The sequence below is a fragment of the Streptomyces sp. NPDC019531 genome (genome assembly GCF_044903305.1).
GTDB lineage: Bacteria > Actinomycetota > Actinomycetes > Streptomycetales > Streptomycetaceae > Streptomyces.
This window is the reverse complement of the sequence record NZ_JBJDQL010000009.1, coordinates 24,061-44,424: the sequence shown is the minus strand read 5'-3', so window position 1 is coordinate 44,424 and position 20,364 is coordinate 24,061. Positions and strand designations below refer to the sequence as shown.

The window sequence follows — 20,364 nt, the reverse complement described above, 5'->3', positions numbered from 1 at the left end:
GTGACCGTGACCGTGAGCAGGGCGCGGCCCGGCACATGCGACCACCGTGGCGTGGCGTGGCGGAGGGGACTCTCGGCAAGGGGAGAGCCGTATCAGCAGCACGTCCGGGTCCACCCGCTGGATGGTCTCGGCGACATTGCCCGCCTGGGCGTTGTCCGGCGTGGACAGGTCGGTGACCAGGGCGCCCTCGGTGCCGCGGTTCAGGGAAGCGTTGAAGGTGGCGAACCGGATGCTCCGGCGGCCGGGCGCGGACGTCGAGGCCGAGGCGGGTGCCGCGGCGACACCGGTCAGCGCCGCGCCCGCGATCGCGGCGAGCGTGGTGCGGCGGGAGAGGGGTGCGGGGTGGGGCTGGGAACGGTTCATCGGGACTCCGGTGAGGGAGGGGACACGTCGTGAACTCCAGAAGTCTGCGCGTAGAGGTGAACGTCACAAGTCCCCTCCGCAGTGCCCGGATTCACCCCGGATTCACGCGATGGTGTGATCATGTCCCGGCCTGCGGATGGCACGCGGAGGCCCTGGGTAGGGCCGGGCTCATGACGCAGCAGCCCTTCGAACTCCCGCACTTCTACATGCCGTATCCCGCGCGGTTGAACCCGCACGTCGACGAGGCCCGCGCCCACTCGACCGTGTGGGCGCGGGAGATGGGCATGCTGGAGGGGTCCGGGATCTGGGAGCAGTCCGACCTCGACGCGCACGACTACGGCCTGCTCTGCGCCTACACACACCCCGAGTGCGACGGCCCCGCCCTCTCGCTGATCACCGACTGGTACGTGTGGGTGTTCTTCTTCGACGACCACTTCCTGGAGACCTTCAAGCGCACCCAGGACCGCGCCGGCGGCAAGGCCTACCTCGACCGCCTGCCCCTGTTCATGCCGATGGACCTGTCGACCCCGATGCCCGAGCCGGAGAACCCGGTCGAGGCGGGCCTCGCCGACCTGTGGGCCCGTACGGTGCCGTCGATGTCCGCCGACTGGCGCCGCCGCTTCGCCGTCGCCACCGAACATCTGCTGAACGAGTCCCTGTGGGAGCTGTCCAACATCAACGAGGGGCGGATCGCCAACCCGGTCGAGTACATCGAGATGCGCCGCAAGGTCGGCGGCGCGCCCTGGTCCGCCGGGCTCGTGGAGTACGCGACCGCCGAGGTCCCCGCGTCCGTCGCCGGATCACGGCCGCTGAGGGTCCTGATGGAGACCTTCTCCGACGGCGTCCACCTGCGCAACGACCTGTTCTCCTACCAGCGCGAGGTCGAGGACGAGGGCGAGCTCAGCAACGGCGTGCTCGTCCTGGAGACCTTCTTCGGCTGCACCACCCAGGAGGCCGCCGACACCGTCAACGACGTCCTCACCTCCCGTCTCCACCAGTTCGAGCACACCGCCCTGACCGAGGTCCCCGCGATCGCCCTGGAGAAGGGTCTCCCCCCGGCCGAGGTGGCCGCCGTCGCCAAGTACACGCAAGGACTCCAGGACTGGCAGTCCGGCGGCCACGAATGGCACATGCGCTCCAGCCGGTACATGAACGCCCGCGCCGAGACCACCTCCCCCTGGCAGAGCCTGACCGGCCCCGGCACCTCCGCCGCGGATGTCGGCGCCCTGCTCGCCGCGGCCGGCGCCGAGCGGCTGCGCGCCCACACGCATGTGCCGTTCCAGAAGGTCGGCCCGTCCCTGCTGCCCGACTTCCACATGCCGTTCCAGGTCGAGCACAGCCCCCACCTGCCCGCCGCCCGCCCCCGCCTCACCGAGTGGATGCACCGCATGGGCATGCTCCAGGAAGGCGTCTGGGACGAGGACCGGCTCGCCGCCGCCGACCTCCCCCTGTGCTCCGCGGGCCTCGACCCGGACGCGAGCCCCGAGGCCCTGGACCTCAGCTCGCGGTGGCTCGCCTGGGGGACCTACGGCGACGACTACTACCCGCTCGTGTTCGGCGTCCGTCGAGATCTCGCCGCCGCCCGCCTGACCACTCAGCGCCTGTCGGACTGCATGCCCCTCGACGGCGAACAGACCCAGATCCCCGTCAACGGCATGGAGCGCGGCCTCATCGACCTGTGGGCGCTCACCACGGCGGAGATGACCCCGGACCAGCGGCGCACCCTCAAGGACGCCGTCAACGTCATGACCGAGAGCTGGGTCTGGGAACTCTCCAACCAGCTCCTCAACCGCATCCCCGACCCGGTCGACTACCTGGAGATGCGGCGCGCCACCTTCGGCTCCGACCTCACCCTGAGCATGTGCCGCATGGGCCACGGCCCCGCCGTCCCCCCGGAGGTCTACCGCAGCGGACCCGTCCGCTCCCTGGAGAACGCGGCCATCGACTACGGCATGCTCATCAACGACGTCTTCTCCTACCAGAAGGAGATCGAGTACGAGGGCGAGGTCCACAACGCGATCCTCGTCGTGCAGAACTTCTTCGGCATCGACTACCCGACCGCACTGGGCGTCGTCCACGACCTGATGACCCAGCGTATGCAGCAGTTCGAGCATGTCGCCGCGCACGAACTGCCCGTTGTGTACGACGACTTCGGGCTCTCGGAGGAGGCCCGCGAGGTCATGCGCGGGTATGTGGCCGACCTCCAGAACTGGATGGCGGGCATCCTGCACTGGCACCGCGCGGTCGACCGCTACAAGGCCGAGCACCTCGCCCGCCGCACCCACGGCTTCCTCCCGGACCGGCCACCGGCGCTTCCCGTGGCGGGCTGACCGCAGGGATCCGGTCGGCTTAGGTCGACCGACCTCCGGCTCCGAATGCGGTTTCCGAACATTCTCGTCCGGAATGGGGCATTCAGGGAACTTCGGTAGGACTCCAGGAGTCTGTCGACGTAAGGGGAACAGACCGCAGAACACACGGGGGTGTTCGGACCTTGACCGAGATCATCGACAGGATTGCCGAGAGCGACCAGAACCGACAAGAGAAGGAGTTGGCGACACCGGGCGAGCTGACGCCGTACGTCGCACCACTGCCCGTCCCGCCCGTGCTTCGCCCCGCGTCGGGCGACGAGCTGCGCGAGACGGAGATCGCCCTGCGCCCGACCTGGGTGCGCCTGCACCCACAGCTGCCGCCGACCCTGATGTGGGGCTACGACGGCCAGGTGCCGGGCCCCACCATCGAGGTGCGGCGCGGACAGCGCGTCCGCATCGCCTGGACCAACCGCATCCCCAAGGGCAGCGAGTACCCGGTCACCTCCGTAGAGGTGCTGCCGCCGGCCTCGCCCACCCTGCCCGGCCGTGAGGGCACCGAACCCAACAAGGACGTCGCCGCCCTGCCCGCCTGGTCGGTGACCCACCTGCACGGCGCACAGACGGGCGGCGGCAACGACGGCTGGGCCGACAACGCGGTCGGCTTCGGCGACGCCCAGCTCTCCGAGTACCCGAACGACCACCAGGCGGTGCAGTGGTGGTACCACGACCACGCCATGAACATCACCCGGTGGAACGTGATGGCGGGGCTCTACGGCACCTACCTCGTCCGCGACGACGAGGAGGACGCCCTCCGCCTGCCGTGCGGTGACCGGGAGATCCCGCTGCTGCTCGCCGACCGCAACCTCGACACCGACGAGGACGGCCGGCTCAACGGACGGCTGTTGCACAAGACGCTCATCGTCCAGGAGAAGAACCCGGAGACGGGCAAGCCCGTCAGCCTCCCGTTCGCGGGCCCGTACACCACGGTCAACGGCCGTATCTGGCCATACGCCGACGTGGCGGCCGGCTGGTACCGCTTCCGGCTGGTCAACGCGTCGAACGCGCGCATCTACGACCTCGTGCTGCTCGACGAGGACGACAACCCGGTATCGGGGATCGTCCACCAGATCGGCAGCGACGGCGGGTTGCTGCCGCGCCCGGTGCCGATCGACTTCGTCGGCGCGCTGCCCACGCTGACCGCGGCCCCCGCCGAGCGCTTCGACCTGCTCGTCGACTTCCGTGCCTTGGCGGGCCGCACGCTCCGCCTGGTCAACAAGGGTCCGAACCAGCCGGCCGGTGTGCCCGACCCGGCGGGCGGTGTGCGCTATCCGGCGGTCATGGAGTTCCGGGTCCGGGAGGACTGCGAGGCGGACACCTTCGAGCTGCCCGAGGTGCTGTCCGGCTCCTTCCGCAGGTTCACGCACGACATCCCGCACGGCCACCGTCTGGTCGTGCTGACCCCGCCCGGCACCAAGGGCTCCGGCGGCCACCCGGAGATCTGGGAGATGACCGAGGTCGAGGACGCGAGCGGCATCCAGTTCCCGACCGACGGAATCATCCAGGTCACAGGCGCCGACGGCACCACCAAGACCTACCGGCGCACGGCACGGACGTTCAACGACGGTCTCGGCTTCACCATCGCCGAGGGCAGTCACGAACAGTGGAGCTTCCTCAACCTCGCGCCGATCCCGCACCCGATGCACATCCACCTCGCCGACTTCCAGGCCCTGGGCAGGGACCCCTACGTGGTGACGGGCTTCGACGCGACGGCCGGGGGCACCCGCACTCCGATCACCTACGACCCCTCCAGGACGATCCCGCTGGCGCCCAACGAGCTGGGCTACAAGGACGTCTACCGGGTTCCGGGTAACCAGATGCTGCGCATCATGGGGAAGTTCGACGGGGCGTACGGCCGGTTCATGTACCACTGCCACTTCCTGGAGCACGAGGACATGGGCATGATGCGGCCCTTCGTCGTCATGCCTCCCGAGGCGCTCAAGTTCGACCACGGCGGGGCGCACGGCGGCCATGGCGAGGGCCACACCGGCTGACGCCCTGCGAGCGCGGGGCGGGTCACACCGACTGACGCGCCCCGCGCACTGCCTCAAGGGCGTGGAGGTGCCCCCAGATCGACGAACCCGACACGGCCCTGCCGCTGCCCCGGCTCCGCGCCGCGAACGGCGGTCACGGCTTCCGGCCCGCGCTGCGCTACGAGGGCACCGACGTGAGCGTTCCGGCCGCCCTCGCCGCCGCGGGGCACGGCCTGGCCCTGCTGCCCCGGTCCGCGGCCACCGGGGTGCCGGGCACGGTCGCCGTGCCGGTCACCCGTCCGAGGGTCGTGCACCGGACGGAACTGGTGTACCCGGGCACACCGGACGGAGCCGCGGCGGCCTTCGTCGACCTGCTGGTTCCGGACGCCTTCCGCTCCTGACCACCCGTCAGTCTCACTCGTTCGTGGCTCGTCGCGCGCCGGTGCGCCGGGTAGGCACCAACCGGTGGTGATCCAGCCGGAGGCGATCCATGGAACAGACTGCGTTGCGCCCCAAGCCGATGCCCGGTCAGGAGCCCGGCGGCGGCCGGAAGCCCGGGCCCGCCCGGCGCCCGCACGCCGCACGCCGACGTGCCCGCCGGCTCACGACCGTGCTGTTCGACCTGCTCGTCGCGGCTGTCCTGGTGCTGTCGGGGGTGGGCCTCGGCACGCTGGGCGCCACGGTGATCGGCATGAGCAAACTGGCCGAACTCCAACAGCGGGCCGGGGCACACCCTGGCGGCTCGACCGGCTCGACGCACCCGAGCCCTTCCAGGTCCTCCGTGACGCCGACGACCGGCTCCCCACCCGCGCCCGCCGCCCCGACCCTCGGCCTGGAGGCCGTGGACGCCGAGAAGACGGGCGCGCTGGTGGTCGGAGTCCACGTCCCGGGCCCCGGCTACACGGCGGGCCTGGTACGCGGCGACGTACTCCTCGCCCTCGACCGGACCCGCATCGACTCGGCCGACGACCTCGCACGAGCCGTCGCCGACGCCCGCCCCGGCCGCGAGATCGTCCTCACGGTCCGCCACCGCAGCGGCGGCTACCAGCAGCTGATGGCGGTACCGGGCGTCGTGACATGAATCATGCTCACCTCAGGGCCGCCGCCCAGGGGAGCGGGCCCCGTCGGCCGAGGTGAGAAAACCACTGGTAAGCACCCGCTCCTCGGCGTCACGATGAGCCCATGCCGACCACGCTCCTCGCCTTCCTGGGGGCCTGCACCCTCATCGCCGCCTCACCCGGGCCGAGCACCGTACTGATCATCAAGCAGTCGCTGCACAGCCGCCGCTCCGGCTTCCTGACCGTGCTCGGCAACGAGACCGGTGTCTTCGTCTGGGGCGTCGTCGCCGCGCTGGGCCTGACCGCGCTGCTGACGGCCTCCGAGATCGCCTACGACGTGATGCGGATCGTCGGCGCCGTCGTGCTCGTCGCCTTCGGCGTCCAGGCGCTGCGTCAGGCACGACGCTCCAGGGGAGCCGCTGACGACGGCGGCTGGGAGAGCACCGGCAAAACAGGCTGGGCCGCCTACCGCGCGGGACTGCTGCTCAACCTCGCCAACCCCAAGGCGGCCGTCTTCGCCATCTCTTTCCTGCCGCAGTTCGTGCCCGAGGGCGCCCCGCACCTGCCCACCATGGTGGGGCTCGCCGCGCTCTGGGCGGTCTACGAGATCGGCTACTACGGCCTCTACGTGTGGTTCGTCGGCCGACTGCGGGCCCTGCTGTCCCGCGCGGGCGTGCGCCGACGCCTGGAACAGGTCTCCGGAGGCGTCCTGCTGCTCCTCGGCGTCCGGATGGCCCTGGAGAGCTGACATACGGCTGACCGGAGAGCTGACGTACCGCCGACACCCTTCCGGCTCCCCGCGAAAGACATGTCGATCGGCTCGCGCGCCCCTCTCCGGCCGGGCAGGATGCTGCCCACAGACCTTCACCCGCCCAGGAGGCCCGGATGACCGGCACCGCAGCGCCCTTCGTCGCCGACGACTACAGGGCCCGCATGGAGCGCGCGGCACGGTCGGCCGCCGACGCCGGGCTGGCCGGACTCCTGGTGGCGCCGGGGCCTGACCTGGTGTGGCTCACCGGCTACGCGCCCACCGCCACCACCGAACGGCTCACCCTGCTGGTCCTCGCCCCAGGCCAGGACCCCGTCCTCGTCGTCCCCACCCTGGAGGCCCCGGACGCCGCCAAGGCCGCAGGGGCGAGCGCCCTGACCCTGCGCGACTGGACCGACGGCAAGGACCCCTACACCGTCACCGCCGCCCTCCTGGACGCCGCCGGCCGGTTCGGCATCAGCGACAACGCCTGGGCCATGCACCTGCTGGGCCTGCAGAAGGCCCTGCCCGGCACCTCGTACGCCTCCCTCACCGAGGCCCTGCCGATGCTCCGCGCCGTCAAGGACGCGGCTGAGCTGGAACTGCTCGCGGCCGCGGGAGCGGCCGCCGACGCAACGTTCGAGGAGATCCGGAAGGTTCCCTTCGGCGGCCGTCGGGAGTCGGAGGTCGCCGCGGACCTCAGTCGGCTGCTGATCGAGTACGGGCACACACAGGTCGACTTCACCATCGTCGCCTCAGGACCGAACGGCGCCAACCCGCACCACGAGGTGGGCGACCGAATCATCGAACGCGGCGACATGATCGTCCTCGACTTCGGCGGCCTCAAGGACGGCTACGGCTCCGACACCTCCCGCACGGTCCACGTCGGCGAACCCACCGACGAGGAGCGCCGGGTGCACGACCTCGTGCGCGCGGCCCAGGAGGCGGGCTTCCGGGCGGTACGGCCAGGAAGGCCCTGCCAGGAGGTCGACCGGGCCGCCCGCGCGGTCATCGCCGACGCCGGATACGGCGAGTACTTCATCCACCGCACCGGGCACGGCATCGGCGTCACCACGCACGAGCCGCCGTACATGATCGAGGGCGAGGAACAGCCCCTCGTCCCGGGCATGTGCTTCTCCGTGGAGCCCGGCGTCTATCTGCCGGGGCGTTTCGGGGTACGCATCGAGGACATCGTCACGGTCACCGAGGACGGCGGCCGCAGGCTCAACGACACCACCCGCGAGATGGTCATAGTGGACTGACCGAGCCCAGGAGCCCACCACCCCTCGAGTGACTACGGCGCGACCATGACCCAGGCACCGACACCCACCGCGGACACGGTCCGCCGGCTGGTCCGAACTCTGCTCAAGGACAGCCCGCCCGGCGCGGCCGAAGCCGGCGGGCCCGAGGTGAGGCCCGTCGCCGAGGGAGCCGAGCACTCCACCTGGTGGGTCGGCACCCGCCATGTGCTGCGCCTCGCCGACGACCGTGAGGCCTCCACCCGCAGACGCCGTGAACTGCGCCTGCGCGACCTGGTCCGCCCGCACCTTCCCGTCGCGGTGCCGACCAGCTTGGCGCAGGGCGAGTGGGCGCCCGGCCTCGCCTACACCCTGGACACCAGGGTGCCCGGCGGCTCGGCGGAGGAGCACGACGTGTCCGCGGTCGGAGAGGCCGACCTGGCCGGGCTGCTCACGGGGCTGCGCGAGGTGCCGGTACGGCAGGCCGAGGCGCTCGGCGTCCCGCGTGTCGCCCCGCGTTCCCTGGAGGCGCTGCGCCGGGAGGCCGGACGGGCGGCCGAACTTCTGCGCGCGGCCGACGAGTTCGATCCGGTCCGGCTCCAGCAGCTCACCTCGCCCGCCGCGGTCCAGCTCGCCGCGCAACCCGGCAGTGCGGTCCTCGTGCACCACGCCCTGACCGGCGAGCACCTCGTGGTCAGCGCCGACGGCCGGGTGCGTGGTGTCATCGACTGGACCGGCACGGTCGTCGGCGACCCCGCAGAGGACATCGCCGGCCTCGCGCTCGCCGTCGGCTCACCCGCCGCCGTCCGCGCCGCCACCCTCGCCGGCTACGGCGCCCGTCCCTGTCTGCGCGGCCTGTGGCTCGCCCGCTGCGACACCGTGATCCGCCTGGCCGCGGGCCTCGAAGGCCGTGCGGGCGCTTCCCTGAGCCTGCTGAGGACCCGCCTCGGCCGTGCCTGGGAGGCGATCCTGCTGGAGCGGGTCACGGAGCTGCGGGACGAGCCGGACGACGCGGAGTTGTAGGCGTCTCCACCTGGTCTTTTCCACCCTCGATCCACCTCCGGGTTGAGGCGCTCGACCGTGCCGGAACCGGATAGTCGAAGCATGACGATCTCCGACTGGCTCATCGACGTGGCGCTGCTTCTCGTGGTCTTCCGGCAGCTGCGCGAGGAGCGGCTGACACTCCGTACGGTGCTGCTGCCGCTCGCGCTGATCACCTGGACTGGGGCCACCTACCTGCACCACATCCCCACCGCGGGCAACGACCCCCTGCTGATCGGCCTGTTCGCCGGGATCGGCGTCGCCTTCGGTCTGGCCGGGGGCCTGATCACCCGGGTGCGGTTCGCCGACGGGCACATACGGGTCAGGGCGACCCTGGGTGCGGCGGCCCTGTGGGTGGTCAGCATGGGCTTCCGCCTCGGTTTCGCCGTCTGGTCCTCCCACCCCTCCGGCGGGGCGGCCGTGGCCCGGTTCTCCGCCGATCACGACATCACCAGTGGACAGGCGTGGGTGGCCGCCCTGGTCCTGATGGCCTTCGGTGAGGTCATCGTCCGCCTCGGCGTCATCGTCGTCCGCGGCCTGCGCATACGCACCCGTCACCAGGGAGCGCCGGCTCTGTCCGCCGTCGCCTGATCCGGGCGGTTCAGGCGAGGTCACGCCTGGAGCAGCACCACGCACGACTCCCCGGGCACATGCAGCACCCCGTCCGCGCCCGGGGCCTGCACCGCCTCCCAGGCCGCGAGGACGTGAGCCTCGCGGGGACCCAGCGGGATGGCCGCCGGCGACTTCGCGAGGTTCACGGCCACCCGGACGTCCCCGCGGCGGAAGGCGAGCCAGCGCTGCTCCTCGTCGTGGGCGACCTTGGTGTCGGCGAGGTCGGGGTCGGTGAGGTCGGGCTGCTCGTGCCGCAGCGCGAGGAGCCGGCGGTACCAGGCCAGCACACGTGCGTGGGGCTCGCGCTCGAGCTCGGACCAGTCGAGGCAGGAGCGGTCGCGGGTCGCCGGGTCCTGCGGGTCGGGGACGTCCTCCTCGGCCCAGCCGTGCTCCGCGAACTCCCGCCGCCTGCCCCGCCGTACGGCCTCGGCGAGCTCGGGGTCGGTGTGGTCGGTGAAGAACTGCCAGGGTGTGCCCGCCGCCCACTCCTCGCCCATGAACAGCATCGGAGTGAAGGGGGCGGTCAGCGTGAGGGTCGCCGCGCAGGCGAGCAGGCCGGGGGAGAGGGACGCCGCCAGCCGGTCGCCCTGGGCACGGTTGCCGATCTGGTCGTGGGTCTGGGTGTAGCCGAGCAGCCGATGCGCCGCCGCACGCGTACGGTCCAGCGGGTGCCCGTGGCCTCGGCCACGGAAGCTGGAGTAGGTGCCGTCGTGGAAGTAGCCGCCGGTGAGCGTCTTGGCGACCGCCGCGAGGGGCGCGCGGGCGAAGTCGGCGTAGTAGGCCTGGGACTCGCCGGTCAGCGCGGTGTGCAGGGCGTGGTGGAAGTCGTCGTTCCACTGCGCGTGCAGACCGAGACCTCCTTCCGCGCGGGGCGTGATGAGCCGGGGGTCGTTGAGGTCCGACTCGGCGACCAGGAACAGCGGCCTTCCCAGGTCGGCGGCCAGCGCGTCGACGGCCGTCGACAGCTCCTCCAGGAAATGGCACGCGCGAGTGTCCGCCAGCGCGTGCACGGCGTCCAGGCGCAGCCCGTCGATCCGGTAGTCCCGCAGCCAGGAAAGGGCGCTGCCCAGCAGATGGGCGCGCACCTCGTCGGAGCCGGGCGCGTCCAGGTTGATCGCGGAACCCCAGGGGGTGTGGTGGGTGTCCGTGAGGTACGGCCCGAAGGCAGGGAGGTAGTTGCCCGATGGGCCGAGGTGGTTGTGCACCACGTCCAGGACCACGCCGAGGCCCAGTTCATGGGCCCGGTCGACGAAGCGCTTCAGGGCCTCGGGGCCGCCGTAGGGCTCGTGCACGGCCCACAGGGAGACGCCCTCATAGCCCCAGCCGTGTCGGCCGGGGAAGGGACACAGGGGCATCAACTCGACGTGGGTGACGCCGAGTTCGACGAGGTGGTCAAGGCGGGCGGCGGCCGCGTCCAGGGTGCCCTCGCGCGTGTAGGTGCCCACGTGCAGCTCGTAGAGGACCGCGCCCGGCAGCGGGCGGCCCGCCCATCGCGTACGCCAGGCGTACCGCTCGTGCTCGACGACCGCACTGAGTCCGTCCGGGCCGTCCGGCTGGCGCCGCGAGCGCGGATCGGGCAGTACCGGGCCGTCGTCCAGCGCGAAGCCGTACCGGGTGCCGTCCCCGGCCTCCGCTTCTCCCCGCCACCATCCCGCGCGCTCCGGATCGTGCTCCAACGCGCTTGTGGTGCCCTCGCAATGGAGCGTCACTCGGCCGGCCTGCGGTGCCCACACCTCGAACTGCACGGACGGTCCCCTTCGTCTGTTCACCGTGAGGTAGCCCGTCCATGGTGCGTCAAACGAGATCAATCCGCCTTTGAATCCTCCCCTTTGTGACAGGTGTCGTCAGGTACGCGCGTGTGGCAGCCGTTGTCTCGTTTTCTGGACACCCGGGGTTCACTGCCCGACAATCACCAACGTGACGTCGTCCTTCGAGTTCAACACGTACCCCGCGCGGCTGTCCGACGTGGAGCGCGACAAGGCGCTGAAGGTGCTTCGTGACGGCGTCGCCATGGGCCGCCTGTCCCACGACACGTTCGTCCGCCGCATGGAACTGGCCCTCATCGCGCGCCGGTCCGACGAACTCGCCGCGCTCACCGCCGACCTGCCCCAGGAGAGCCGCGTCTCCCGCCTGGTGTTCGGCACCGTCGAGGCCGTCTCCGGCTTCACCGTGAGGCTGCGCAGGGCCTGGCAGGCCGAGCGCCTGCCCAAGCTGCTGCTGCCGCACCCCGGCAGCGGCCACGCCCTGCGCATCGGCCGGGACTCGGCGAACGGCCTGCGGCTGACCCACGAGACGGTCTCCCGTGTCCACGCCGAACTCAGCCGTCAGGGCGGCATGTGGGTCCTGCGGGACCTCGGATCCACCAACGGCACGACGGTCAACGGCCGGAGGGTCATCGGTGCCGCCGTGGTCCGTGAGGGCGACCAGGTCGGGTTCGGCCGGATGGCCTTCCGGCTCGCGGTCAACTGAGCCCAACCTCACCTCTGGCCTGGGCTTTACGTGCAGTCGCGGCCCAAAACCCTTTCCATCGCACGGTGTTGACGTACCCCTCAAGTCGTGACTGACTGTGCGTACACCATGCACACCAGGTGAACCGACGGCACCACATTGTGGAGGTGTGCCCTGCCGCCCCTCCTCCGCTACCCGACCGTCGACGAGCTCGGCGCCCGGGCCGCAGCGCTCGTCGCCCGCCATCCCGCGGACGCCCGGTTGCGCCGGGTAGGCACCTCGCGTGCAGGCAACCCGCTGTGGCTGCTCTCCGTCGGCCACGGCAGCCGCCAGGCCCTCGTCGTCGCGGGACCGCACGCCAACGAGCCCGTGGGCGGCGGAACCGTCCTCAGACTCGCCGAGCGGGCCCTGGCCGACCCCAGGCTCACCGTCGAGGCCGACGCCACCTGGAACCTGCTGCTCTGCCTCGACCCCGACGGCCTGCGCCGCAACGAGGGCTGGCTGCGCGGCCCCTACGCCCTCGACCGCTACTTCCGGAACTTCTTCCGGCCGGGCTTCGGCGAACAGCCGGAATGGCTGCCCGACGGCGCGGAGGCAGCCGCGCTGCCGGAGACCCGCACCCTCCTCGCCCTCCAGGACGAACTGCGGCCCTTCCTCCAGTGCTCCCTGCACGGCGTGGACGTCGGCGGCGGCTTCGTCGAACTCACCCGCGACCTGCCCGGTATCGCCCGACGCGTCGCCCACACCGCGGCCCGGCTGCGCATCCCGCGCGAGCTCGGCCCCTACGACACCCTGTACTGGCCGTGTCTCGGCCCGGCCGTCTACCGCATCCCGCCGCCCCGCCGCGGCGACCTGGCCGCCGCCATAACGGAGGCCGCCGTCGAGTCGACCTGGTACCACCCGCACCGGTACGGCACGGTGACCGCCGTCGTCGAGGCGCCCATGTGGGGCGTGGCCGCGGTCGAGGACGGCGGCTCACCCGCCGACGCGGCCGCCGTGCTGCGGACCGTCAGCCACACGCTGCGCCGCGATGCGCGGCTCCTGGAGGACGTCCTGGCGCGGATCCGCCCGTACGTCTCGGACGCCCCGGACGCGGCGCGGCTGCTCGCCCCGGTCGAGGACTATTTACTGGTCTGCCCCGGCATCGCCGACGCCTGGGACCCCGACGTCATCGACGGCGCCCGCCCGCTGCCGCCGCTCAGCACCGGCCACCTGGCCGCCCTGCGCATCGCGGGTCGCCGCCTCGCCCTGCGCACGGCCGGACTCCTGCACCAGCTCGTGATCCGCGCCGGCGCCGACCCGGTCGGCGCGTTGCCGGAACTGGACCGGCTCATCGACATCTGGTGCGCCGACTACCGCGACGGCTGCGGGGCGCGCTGGATTCCGGTCCCGCGCCAGATCGAGTACCAGTCCCGAGTGGTGCTCGCGGCGTTCGAACTCGCCGCTCGGTACGCGCCCGGGTGCTCCCGTTCGGGTGAGCCGGGGTGGGGATCCGAGGCCGCCGTGCCGATGCATCGGGAATGACGTACACGATCACAGTGACAGCAGTACGCCGGACGGCGCGCGCGAGCCTGACGGTGGCCGCCGCTCTCCTCCTGGCCGCGGCCGCCCCCGCGACGGCGGGGTCCTCCGACGGCGGCGGCCACCTCTACCTCATGGTCACCAAGGGCGACCGCCGCTCCAGCGACATCCGCGGCACCCTCCTGCTGTGCGACCCGCCCTGGGGCCACGGCCGCGCCGCCGAGGCCTGCGCCCAACTCGACGCCGTCGGCGGCGAGATCAAGGCCCTTCCGCCCACCGACATCATGTGCCCGATGATCTACGCGCCGGTCACCGCCCAGGCCCGCGGAGCGTGGCACGGCCGGCCGGTCGAGTACCGGCAGACCTTCTCGAACGCATGCGAGATGTCAGCACGGACCGGGGCGGTCTTCGCGCTGGAGAGCTGACGCGCGCCTTGTCGTGCGGTGCCGCACGCGCGGGGAGCGAGCTCGGCTCAGCCCGCCCGTTCGCGCGCGTGCAGCGCCACCGCCACGACCGTGCGGGCCTGGTGCTCGACCTGGTGCTCCAGCGGCACCCAACGGGCTCGGAAGCGCTCCGCGAAGGCGTCGCTCCAGGCCCTGACGAGGCGTTCGAGACGCGGCGCCGCTCCGTCGTCGGTCTCCCGCAGGACCCTCAGCAGCATCGCCGCCGCCCGCAGCGGCAACCGGCGGGAGAACGCGTCCACACTGCCGATGTACGCCCTGGTGTCGTCGGCAGGGGGCGTGTGGATCCAGTCGGCGGCCAGCCCCGGAACCAGCTCCAGGCCCCACAGGGCGGCCCGCAGCAACGGCCCGTCGACCCCCTCCAGGCGCGGCCGCGCCTCCGCCAGCACCCGGTCCACCGCCCGCGACTCCCGCAGCAGCCGCTCCGCCAGCCGCCGCATCGCCGCCGCCGGAGCCGGATGACGAGCCCGGTCGTCCACCAGGTCACTCGCCCACATCGGCACCTCGACGACTGCGGTCAGACCGCCGTAGCGGTGCGCGTGGTACCAGGTGCTGAGCCGTGCGTCGTCCGGCATGCTCGGGTACGCCGCTCCCGCGCCCGGCGCCGGCATCACATGCACCCCGGGCCCGGAAGCGGGCCAGCCCGCCGCGTCCGAGGCGCCGGTCTCCACCGGTATGCGCAGCTCCGCCGCGGACTTGGCGAACGGCTCGGCGAGACCCGGGACGTCCTTCGTCAACTGCACCCAGCTGCCGCCGAGATCGGTGCCGTGCAGGGTCACCTGGAGGTAGGGCCGCAGTTCGTCGATCACCGTGGTCAGGGCGCGGGTCTCGGGCGGCAGCCGGTCGGGCGGCAGCATCGACGGCGCCCACTCCGGCTGTTCCTCACCGGCCGGCCGGAAGAAGCCGAGGTGGTAGTCGAACAGGCTGCGCGGCGCCGGGCTGACGTGGAGACTGGCCCCGTCGGGGTCCGCGCACAGCAGGAAGTGCCAGGAGGTGTTCGACCTCAACTCCCGCTCGGCCAAGACCCGTTCGGCCACTGCCAGCGCGGCCGGGCCGCCGGTCGGTTCGTTGGAGTGGGCACCAGCGACCACCAGGACGGCCCGCCGGGCATGGCCGATCGACAGCACATGGAGGGGCCTGCCCGCGCGCGAGGCACCCACCTGCCTGAGCCGACAGACGCCGGGCCGCCGCGCGGCCAACGCCCGTGCGGAAACGACCAGTTCGGTCACCGTGGGATAGCGCAGCTCCGCCAGCAGACTCACCCCCGACACATCCGCCCGGCTTCGCAATCCGCAGTACCGCACGGCCTGGTTGAGGTGTCAAGCACGTCATGGGGGAGGCTCCGGGGGGCGCCCGGATGCATTTGCAGCCAGCCGGTAAGGCCGTAGGCACCAGCGGGGTTGCCCGCGCCCCCTCCGGCCGGGTAGCGGGCCCGGCGCTCACTGTCTGGAGCAGCCCGCGCCCGGCCGGCATCCCAGCCGACGATCAGCCCGCTCTCGGCGACCGTGTCGGGCACCTCCAGACCCGCGAAGCGCACCCCGATCGCCCTGCCCCCACCGGCCTCGGCAAAAGACCGGTGCACGTCCGTTTCCTCCGGCGGCACGATCCGATCTGCGGCCCCCGTGAGAGTGACCGCAGTGCCCCGGGACCGACACCGTACGCCCCGGCGCGAACAGCGCGTCGTCATCTGCCACCACACGCCGGCCGCCCGGTACGAACTCCGGGAGCGCGCGCGGGCCTGAGCCGGTCGCGAGGACGGGGCCACGGCGGGCGGTGAAGGCAAGCACGCCTTCTGCGGGACCGCTCGCCGCACAGTGCGCGGCCCTGTCGGTCGCGCGCTCCCGCTCACCGGCGTGGCCTAGAGCTTCACCCCGCCCGGACATGGTCACCCCGTGGGCCGCCGTTCCAGCAGCGCCACCGGCGACTCCCCGAAAAGCTCCGCCACGCGCGCGTGCCCCGAGAACTCCCGCCCCGGCGCCAGCACATCGCTCCACACACCCGGCGGCAGCGGCAGCAAGGTGTCCCGCCAGCCGCCCGCCTCCGCCAGCCGCAGCGACAGCCGGGTCACCGCGGTGACCACCTCCCCGGAGCGCACGAACGCCGTGCAGTGCGCCGCCGCGGGTCCTTCCGAGACCAGCGGCGCGTATGTCGCCGCGTCCCCGAAGACATCCGGCCGACGTCGGCGCAGCCGCAGTGCGGCGGCCGTCAGCGCGCCCTTGGCACCGGAGTCCTCCGGCGGGAACCGCACCGGCCGCCGGTTGTCCGGGTCCACCAGCGCCAGGTACTCGCTCTCCGTGCCCTGGTACAGGTCCGGCACCCCGGGCATGGTCAGCTGCACCAGGGCCGCACCCAGCACGTTCGCCCGGATGTGCGGCTCCAGCCGTGCCCGCAGCTCGGCCACCGGCTCGCCGTGCGGCCCGCACGGCCCGGCCGCGACGAACGCCGACACCGCCTCCTCGTACGCGGGCTCCTGCTCCGTCCAGCTCGTGTACATCCCCGCCTCGCGCACATGCTTCAGCAACGCCTCCCGCACCCGCTCCGCGGCCGCCGGACCGAGCCCGAACACCGTCTGCCAGGCCGCCCATGCCAACTGGGCGTCCGGCACACCCTCACCGGTGCGCGTCACCTCGGCCAGCGTGTCCGCCCACCACTCGGGGCACTCGGTGAGCACGGCCAGCGCGGCCCGCACGTCGGCACTGCGTTTGGTGTCGTGCGTCGACGTCACGGTCCCCGTCAGCGGCCAGTCCCGCTGCACGCGCGCGCAGTAGGCGTGGAACTCCTCGGGCGGGACGGCCGGGCTCCCGGGGTTGCCGCCCACCTCGGTCGCCGACAGCAGCGGCACATACCGGTAGAACGCCGTGTCCTCCACGGACTTGGCCCGCAGCGCCGACGCCGTCTGCGCGAACCGCGTCCGGAACTCCACATGGTCAGGACCGTCACCGAACCGCCCAAGGACCAGATCCCTTACGACGTCGACGGTGCCCGCCTCCTCCGGCACCAGGAAGGCGAGCCGGGCCTCGGCCGCGGCCTCCTCGGTGACGACGGCGGCGGCGTCCGAGGAGCCGTAGGGCCGGTAGACCTCCATGCGCACCAGCAGCTCCTGGAGCGCGACGCGCAGTGCCCAGGGCGCACGGTCGCGCAGGGCGGGTTCCGGGGACGTGGCACACACGCGTGCCGCCACCCGGGTCAGTCGCTCGGTCTCGGCGGCCAGCTCGTGCGTGATCACCTTGTACGCCGCCCGCCGTACCGTCGCCGCCCAGTCGCCGCCGCGATCCGTCTGCGGGGCCGCGAACCGCCGGTACTGCCCAAGCAGTTCCCCGAACCCCGCCGGGTCCATGAACAGCCCGTCGATGTGCCGCAGGGCGTCGTAGCCGGTCGTCCCCGCCACCGGCCAGGAGGCGGGCAGCTGCTCCCCGTCCGCGAGGATCTTCTCCACGACCGTCCAGCGGCCACCGGTCGCCTCGTGCAGCCGTCGGAGGTAGGTGTCGGGGTCGGCGAGGCCGTCGGGGTGGTCGATCCGCAGCCCGTCGACCACCCCCTCGTGCAGCAGCTGGAGGATCTTGGCGTGGGTGGCCTCGAACACCTCCGGGTCCTCGACCCGCACCCCGATCAGCTCCGAGATGCTGAAGAAACGCCGGTAGTTGAGTTCCGTACGTGCCAGCCGCCACCACACCGGGCGGTACCACTGCGCGTCCAGCAGCTCCGGCAACGGCAGCTCCTCGGTGCCCTCGCGCAGCGGGAACACCTGGTCGTAGTAGCGCAGCACCCGGCCGTCCACCGAGAGGTTGCCGAGCTCCGCGCCGACCGGATGCCCCAGCACCGGCAGCAGCACCTGCCCGCCCTGCGCCTCCCAGTCGATGTCGAACCATCGCGCGTACGGCGACTTCGGGCCCTCCCGCAGCACCTCCCACAGGGCGCGGTTGTGGCGCGGGACCATCGCCATGTGGTTCGGCACGATGTCGACCAGCAGGCCGAGCCCGTGCTCCCGCGCGGTGCGCGACAGTGCCCGCAGCCCGTCCTCGCCACCCAGTTCCCCGCGCACGCGCGCGTGATCCACGACGTCGTAGCCGTGCGTCGAACCGGGGACGGACTCCAGGACGGGGGACAGATGCAGGTGCGAGACCCCGAGCGAGGCCAGGTACGGCACGGCCGCCGCGGCGGCCTCGAACGGGAACTCGGGCTGCAGCTGCAGCCGGTACGTGGCCGTCGGGACCGCCGGGTCGTGTCGCTCAGGAGTCATGCAGACTTACGTACCCGCCCTGCCCCCTTTCGTGTCATCGTCTCCACCATGTGCGCCTATACCGGCCGCTGCAGGACCGTCATGCTGCGGTCCACCAGGGTCAGCCGGTCCCCGGCCTGCACCTTCGCTCCCGTACCCGGCGGCACCCCGTCCGGGCGGGCGGTGTCGACCACGACCTGCCACTGCCTGCCGTGGTTGACCGGCACCACGAACTCCAGCGTCTTCGGCGAGGCGTTGAACATCAGCAGGAACGAGTCGTCGCCGATCCGCTCCCCGCGGGTCCCGGGCTCGGAGATCGCGTTGCCGTTGAGGAACACCGACAGCGCCGAGGCCTGTGCCCGGTCCCAGTCCCGCTGGGCCATCTCCTTGCCCTCCGGAGTGAACCAGGCGATGTCCGACAGCTCGTCGTGGGTGCCCTCCACGGGCCGCCCGTGGAAGAAGCGGCGGCGCCGGAAGACCGGGTGGTCCTTGCGCAGCCACACCATCGCGCGGGTGAAGTCCAGCATCTCGCGGCCGAGCCCCGTCGGGTCCTCGGCGGTCTCCGGCCACTGCACCCAGGCCAGCTCGCTGTCCTGGCAGTAGGCGTTGTTGTTGCCGCGCTGGGTGCGCGCGACCTCGTCGCCATGGCTGATCATCGGCACGCCCTGGGACAGCATCAGCGTGGCGATGAAGTTGCGCATCTGACGGGCCCGCAGGTCCCGCACGGCGGGGTCGTTGGTCTCGCCCTCCGCCCCGCAGTTCCACGACCGGTTGTGGCTCTCGCCGTCGCGGTTGTCCTCGCCGTTGGCCTGGTTGTGCTTGTCGTTGTACGAGACGAGGTCGCGCAGGGTGAAACCGTCATGGCAGGTGACGAAGTTGATGGAGGCCAGCGGCCGTCGCCCGTCGTCCTGGTAGAGGTCGGAGGACCCGGTGAGCCGGGACGCGAACTCCGCCACCGCGCGCGGCTCGCCCCGCCACAGGTCCCGTACGGTGTCGCGGTACTTGCCGTTCCACTCGGTCCACAGCGGCGGGAAGTTGCCCACCTGGTAGCCGCCCTCGCCGACGTCCCAGGGCTCGGCGATCAGCTTCACCTGGGAGACCACCGGGTCCTGCTGCACCAGGTCGAAGAACGACGACAGCCGGTCCACCTCGTGGAACTGCCGGGCCAGGGTGGCCGCGAGGTCGAAGCGGAACCCGTCCACATGCATCTCGGTGACCCAGTACCGGAGCGAGTCCATGATCAGCTGAAGGACGTGCGGGGACCGCATGAGCAGGGAGTTCCCGGTGCCCGTGGTGTCCATGTAGTAGCGGGGATCGTCCGTCAGCCGGTAGTACTGCGGGTTGTCGAGGCCCTTGAAGGACAGCGTCGGACCCAGGTGGTTGCCCTCGGCGGTGTGGTTGTAGACCACATCCAGGATGACCTCTATGCCCGCCTCGTGCAGCGCCCGGACCGCCGACTTGAACTCCAGGACCTGCTGGCCGCGGTCGCCCCAGGAGGCGTACGCGTTGTGCGGGGCGAAGAAACCGATGGTGTTGTAGCCCCAGTAGTTGTTCAGGCCCATGTCGACCAGGCGGTGGTCGTTCACGAACTGGTGGACCGGCATCAGCTCCAGAGTCGTGACGCCCAGCTCGACCAGGTGCTCGATGATCGCCGGATGCGCCAGGGCGGCGTAGGTGCCGCGCAGCTCCTCCGGCAGCCCCGGGTGCCGCATCGTGAGGCCCTTGACGTGCGCCTCGTAGATCACCGTCTCGTGGTACCCGATCCGCGGCCGCCGGTCGTCGCCCCAGTCGAAGTACGGGTTGACCACGACCGACGTCATGGTGTGGGGCGCCGAGTCGAGGTCGTTGCGCTTGTCGGGCGAGTCGAAGTGGTAGCCGTACACCTCCTCGCCCCAGTGGATCGAACCGCTGATCGCGCGCGCGTACGGGTCGAGCAGCAGCTTCGACGAGTTGCAGCGCAGGCCCCGCTCCGGGGCGTACGGGCCGTGCGCGCGGAAGCCGTAGCGCTGTCCTGGCATCACGCCGGGCAGGTACGCGTGCCGGACGAACGCGTCGCTCTCGCGCAGTTCCACCGCCGTTTCCGAGCCGTCGTCGTGCAACAGACACAGCTCTACTCGGTCCGCGGCCTCGGTGAAGACCGCGAAGTTGGTGCCGGCGCCGTCGTACGTGGCACCGAGTGGATACGCCTCTCCAGGCCAGACCTGCATGGAACGACTCTTTCAGGTGTCCCGCGCCGCGTGTGGCGCCTTGGCCCCGAGTGTCCACGAAAGTGAGGGAACCACCTATGACTTACGTCCCTCTTACCTGTCGACCAGC

Annotated in this window: 15 protein-coding genes and 1 pseudogene; 11 read left to right on the top strand and 5 right to left on the bottom strand. The window is 71.9% G+C overall.

Translation table 11 applies throughout. The annotated features are described in order from the left end of the window. Window positions 1–363, bottom strand: a pseudogene (locus tag ACI2L1_RS13825) (hypothetical protein); the annotation flags it as partial. Window positions 364–533: 170 nt separating this feature from the next. On the opposite strand from ACI2L1_RS13825, the gene cyc2 reads away from it, so the two are divergent. From cyc2 to ACI2L1_RS13785, 8 genes are all read left to right on the top strand, one after another. Next, window positions 534–2,693 carry a germacradienol/geosmin synthase Cyc2 gene (cyc2, locus tag ACI2L1_RS13820; protein ID WP_404739543.1) on the top strand — a complete coding sequence of 720 codons (2,160 nt, stop codon included), beginning with the start codon at window positions 534–536 and terminating at the stop codon, window positions 2,691–2,693. Between the two features lie 170 nt (window positions 2,694–2,863). After that, the gene (gene phsA / locus ACI2L1_RS13815; RefSeq protein ID WP_404739705.1) at window positions 2,864–4,723 is read left to right on the top strand and encodes an O-aminophenol oxidase PhsA; all 1,860 of its coding nucleotides are present in this window, start codon (window positions 2,864–2,866) and stop codon (window positions 4,721–4,723) included. Window positions 4,724–4,800: 77 nt separating this feature from the next. Further along, window positions 4,801–5,103 (top strand): LysR substrate-binding domain-containing protein, encoded by a 303-nt coding sequence (locus ACI2L1_RS13810; protein WP_404739704.1) that lies wholly within the window; start codon window positions 4,801–4,803, stop codon window positions 5,101–5,103. 89 nt (window positions 5,104–5,192) lie between these two features. Beyond that, window positions 5,193–5,783 (top strand): PDZ domain-containing protein, encoded by a 591-nt coding sequence (locus ACI2L1_RS13805; RefSeq protein WP_404739542.1) that lies wholly within the window; start codon window positions 5,193–5,195, stop codon window positions 5,781–5,783. A 101-nt stretch (window positions 5,784–5,884) separates the two neighbouring features. Next, window positions 5,885–6,508, top strand: coding sequence for a LysE family translocator (locus ACI2L1_RS13800; RefSeq protein WP_404739541.1), 624 nt, complete (start codon window positions 5,885–5,887; stop codon window positions 6,506–6,508). Window positions 6,509–6,645: 137 nt separating this feature from the next. Next, complete coding sequence (locus tag ACI2L1_RS13795) at window positions 6,646–7,770, top strand: aminopeptidase P family protein (protein ID WP_404739540.1); 1,125 nt, start codon at window positions 6,646–6,648, stop codon at window positions 7,768–7,770. Between the two features lie 45 nt (window positions 7,771–7,815). Then, window positions 7,816–8,769 carry an aminoglycoside phosphotransferase family protein gene (locus tag ACI2L1_RS13790; protein WP_404739539.1) on the top strand — a complete coding sequence of 318 codons (954 nt, stop codon included), beginning with the start codon at window positions 7,816–7,818 and terminating at the stop codon, window positions 8,767–8,769. An 81-nt stretch (window positions 8,770–8,850) separates the two neighbouring features. Then, the gene (locus ACI2L1_RS13785) at window positions 8,851–9,378 is read left to right on the top strand and encodes a hypothetical protein (protein WP_404739538.1); all 528 of its coding nucleotides are present in this window, start codon (window positions 8,851–8,853) and stop codon (window positions 9,376–9,378) included. Between the two features lie 20 nt (window positions 9,379–9,398). Here ACI2L1_RS13785 and treZ read toward each other — a convergent pair whose 3' ends face one another. Beyond that, a complete protein-coding gene (treZ, locus tag ACI2L1_RS13780; RefSeq protein ID WP_404739537.1) occupies window positions 9,399–11,144 on the bottom strand; it encodes a malto-oligosyltrehalose trehalohydrolase in 1,746 nt (581 codons plus the stop codon). A 172-nt stretch (window positions 11,145–11,316) separates the two neighbouring features. On the opposite strand from treZ, the gene ACI2L1_RS13775 reads away from it, so the two are divergent. The 3 genes from ACI2L1_RS13775 (at window position 11,317) to ACI2L1_RS13765 (ending at window position 13,793) form a co-directional block, all read left to right on the top strand. Further along, complete coding sequence (locus ACI2L1_RS13775) at window positions 11,317–11,868, top strand: FHA domain-containing protein (RefSeq protein WP_404739536.1); 552 nt, start codon at window positions 11,317–11,319, stop codon at window positions 11,866–11,868. 138 nt (window positions 11,869–12,006) lie between these two features. Then, window positions 12,007–13,371 carry a M14 family zinc carboxypeptidase gene (locus ACI2L1_RS13770; RefSeq protein ID WP_404739535.1) on the top strand — a complete coding sequence of 455 codons (1,365 nt, stop codon included), beginning with the start codon at window positions 12,007–12,009 and terminating at the stop codon, window positions 13,369–13,371. Continuing rightward, complete coding sequence (locus ACI2L1_RS13765; protein ID WP_404739534.1) at window positions 13,368–13,793, top strand: SSI family serine proteinase inhibitor; 426 nt, start codon at window positions 13,368–13,370, stop codon at window positions 13,791–13,793. The genes ACI2L1_RS13770 and ACI2L1_RS13765 overlap by 4 nt, the downstream gene beginning before the upstream one ends. A gap of 47 nt (window positions 13,794–13,840) precedes the next feature. Here ACI2L1_RS13765 and ACI2L1_RS13760 read toward each other — a convergent pair whose 3' ends face one another. The 3 genes from ACI2L1_RS13760 to glgX form a co-directional block, all read right to left on the bottom strand. Continuing rightward, on the bottom strand, window positions 13,841–15,091 hold the full coding sequence (locus ACI2L1_RS13760) for a M14 family zinc carboxypeptidase (protein WP_404739533.1): 1,251 nt from the start codon (window positions 15,089–15,091) through the stop codon (window positions 13,841–13,843). Window positions 15,092–15,714: 623 nt separating this feature from the next. Next, window positions 15,715–18,069, bottom strand: a complete 2,355-nt coding sequence (gene treY, locus ACI2L1_RS13755) for a malto-oligosyltrehalose synthase (RefSeq protein ID WP_404739532.1) — start codon at window positions 18,067–18,069, stop codon at window positions 15,715–15,717. Between the two features lie 56 nt (window positions 18,070–18,125). Beyond that, a complete protein-coding gene (gene glgX, locus ACI2L1_RS13750) occupies window positions 18,126–20,255 on the bottom strand; it encodes a glycogen debranching protein GlgX (RefSeq protein WP_404739531.1) in 2,130 nt (709 codons plus the stop codon). Window positions 20,256–20,364 lie beyond the last annotated feature (109 nt).

Coding starts and splice junctions, on each gene's coding strand:
- ACI2L1_RS13765 (WP_404739534.1), top strand. CDS start 13,368: ATGACGTACACGATCACAGTGACAGCAGTACGCCGGACGGCGCGCGCG.
- glgX (WP_404739531.1), bottom strand. CDS start 20,255: ATGCAGGTCTGGCCTGGAGAGGCGTATCCACTCGGTGCCACGTACGAC.
- treY (WP_404739532.1), bottom strand. CDS start 18,069: ATGACTCCTGAGCGACACGACCCGGCGGTCCCGACGGCCACGTACCGG.
- ACI2L1_RS13790 (WP_404739539.1), top strand. CDS start 7,816: ATGACCCAGGCACCGACACCCACCGCGGACACGGTCCGCCGGCTGGTC.
- ACI2L1_RS13795 (WP_404739540.1), top strand. CDS start 6,646: ATGACCGGCACCGCAGCGCCCTTCGTCGCCGACGACTACAGGGCCCGC.
- cyc2 (WP_404739543.1), top strand. CDS start 534: ATGACGCAGCAGCCCTTCGAACTCCCGCACTTCTACATGCCGTATCCC.
- ACI2L1_RS13805 (WP_404739542.1), top strand. CDS start 5,193: ATGGAACAGACTGCGTTGCGCCCCAAGCCGATGCCCGGTCAGGAGCCC.
- ACI2L1_RS13785 (WP_404739538.1), top strand. CDS start 8,851: ATGACGATCTCCGACTGGCTCATCGACGTGGCGCTGCTTCTCGTGGTC.
- ACI2L1_RS13800 (WP_404739541.1), top strand. CDS start 5,885: ATGCCGACCACGCTCCTCGCCTTCCTGGGGGCCTGCACCCTCATCGCC.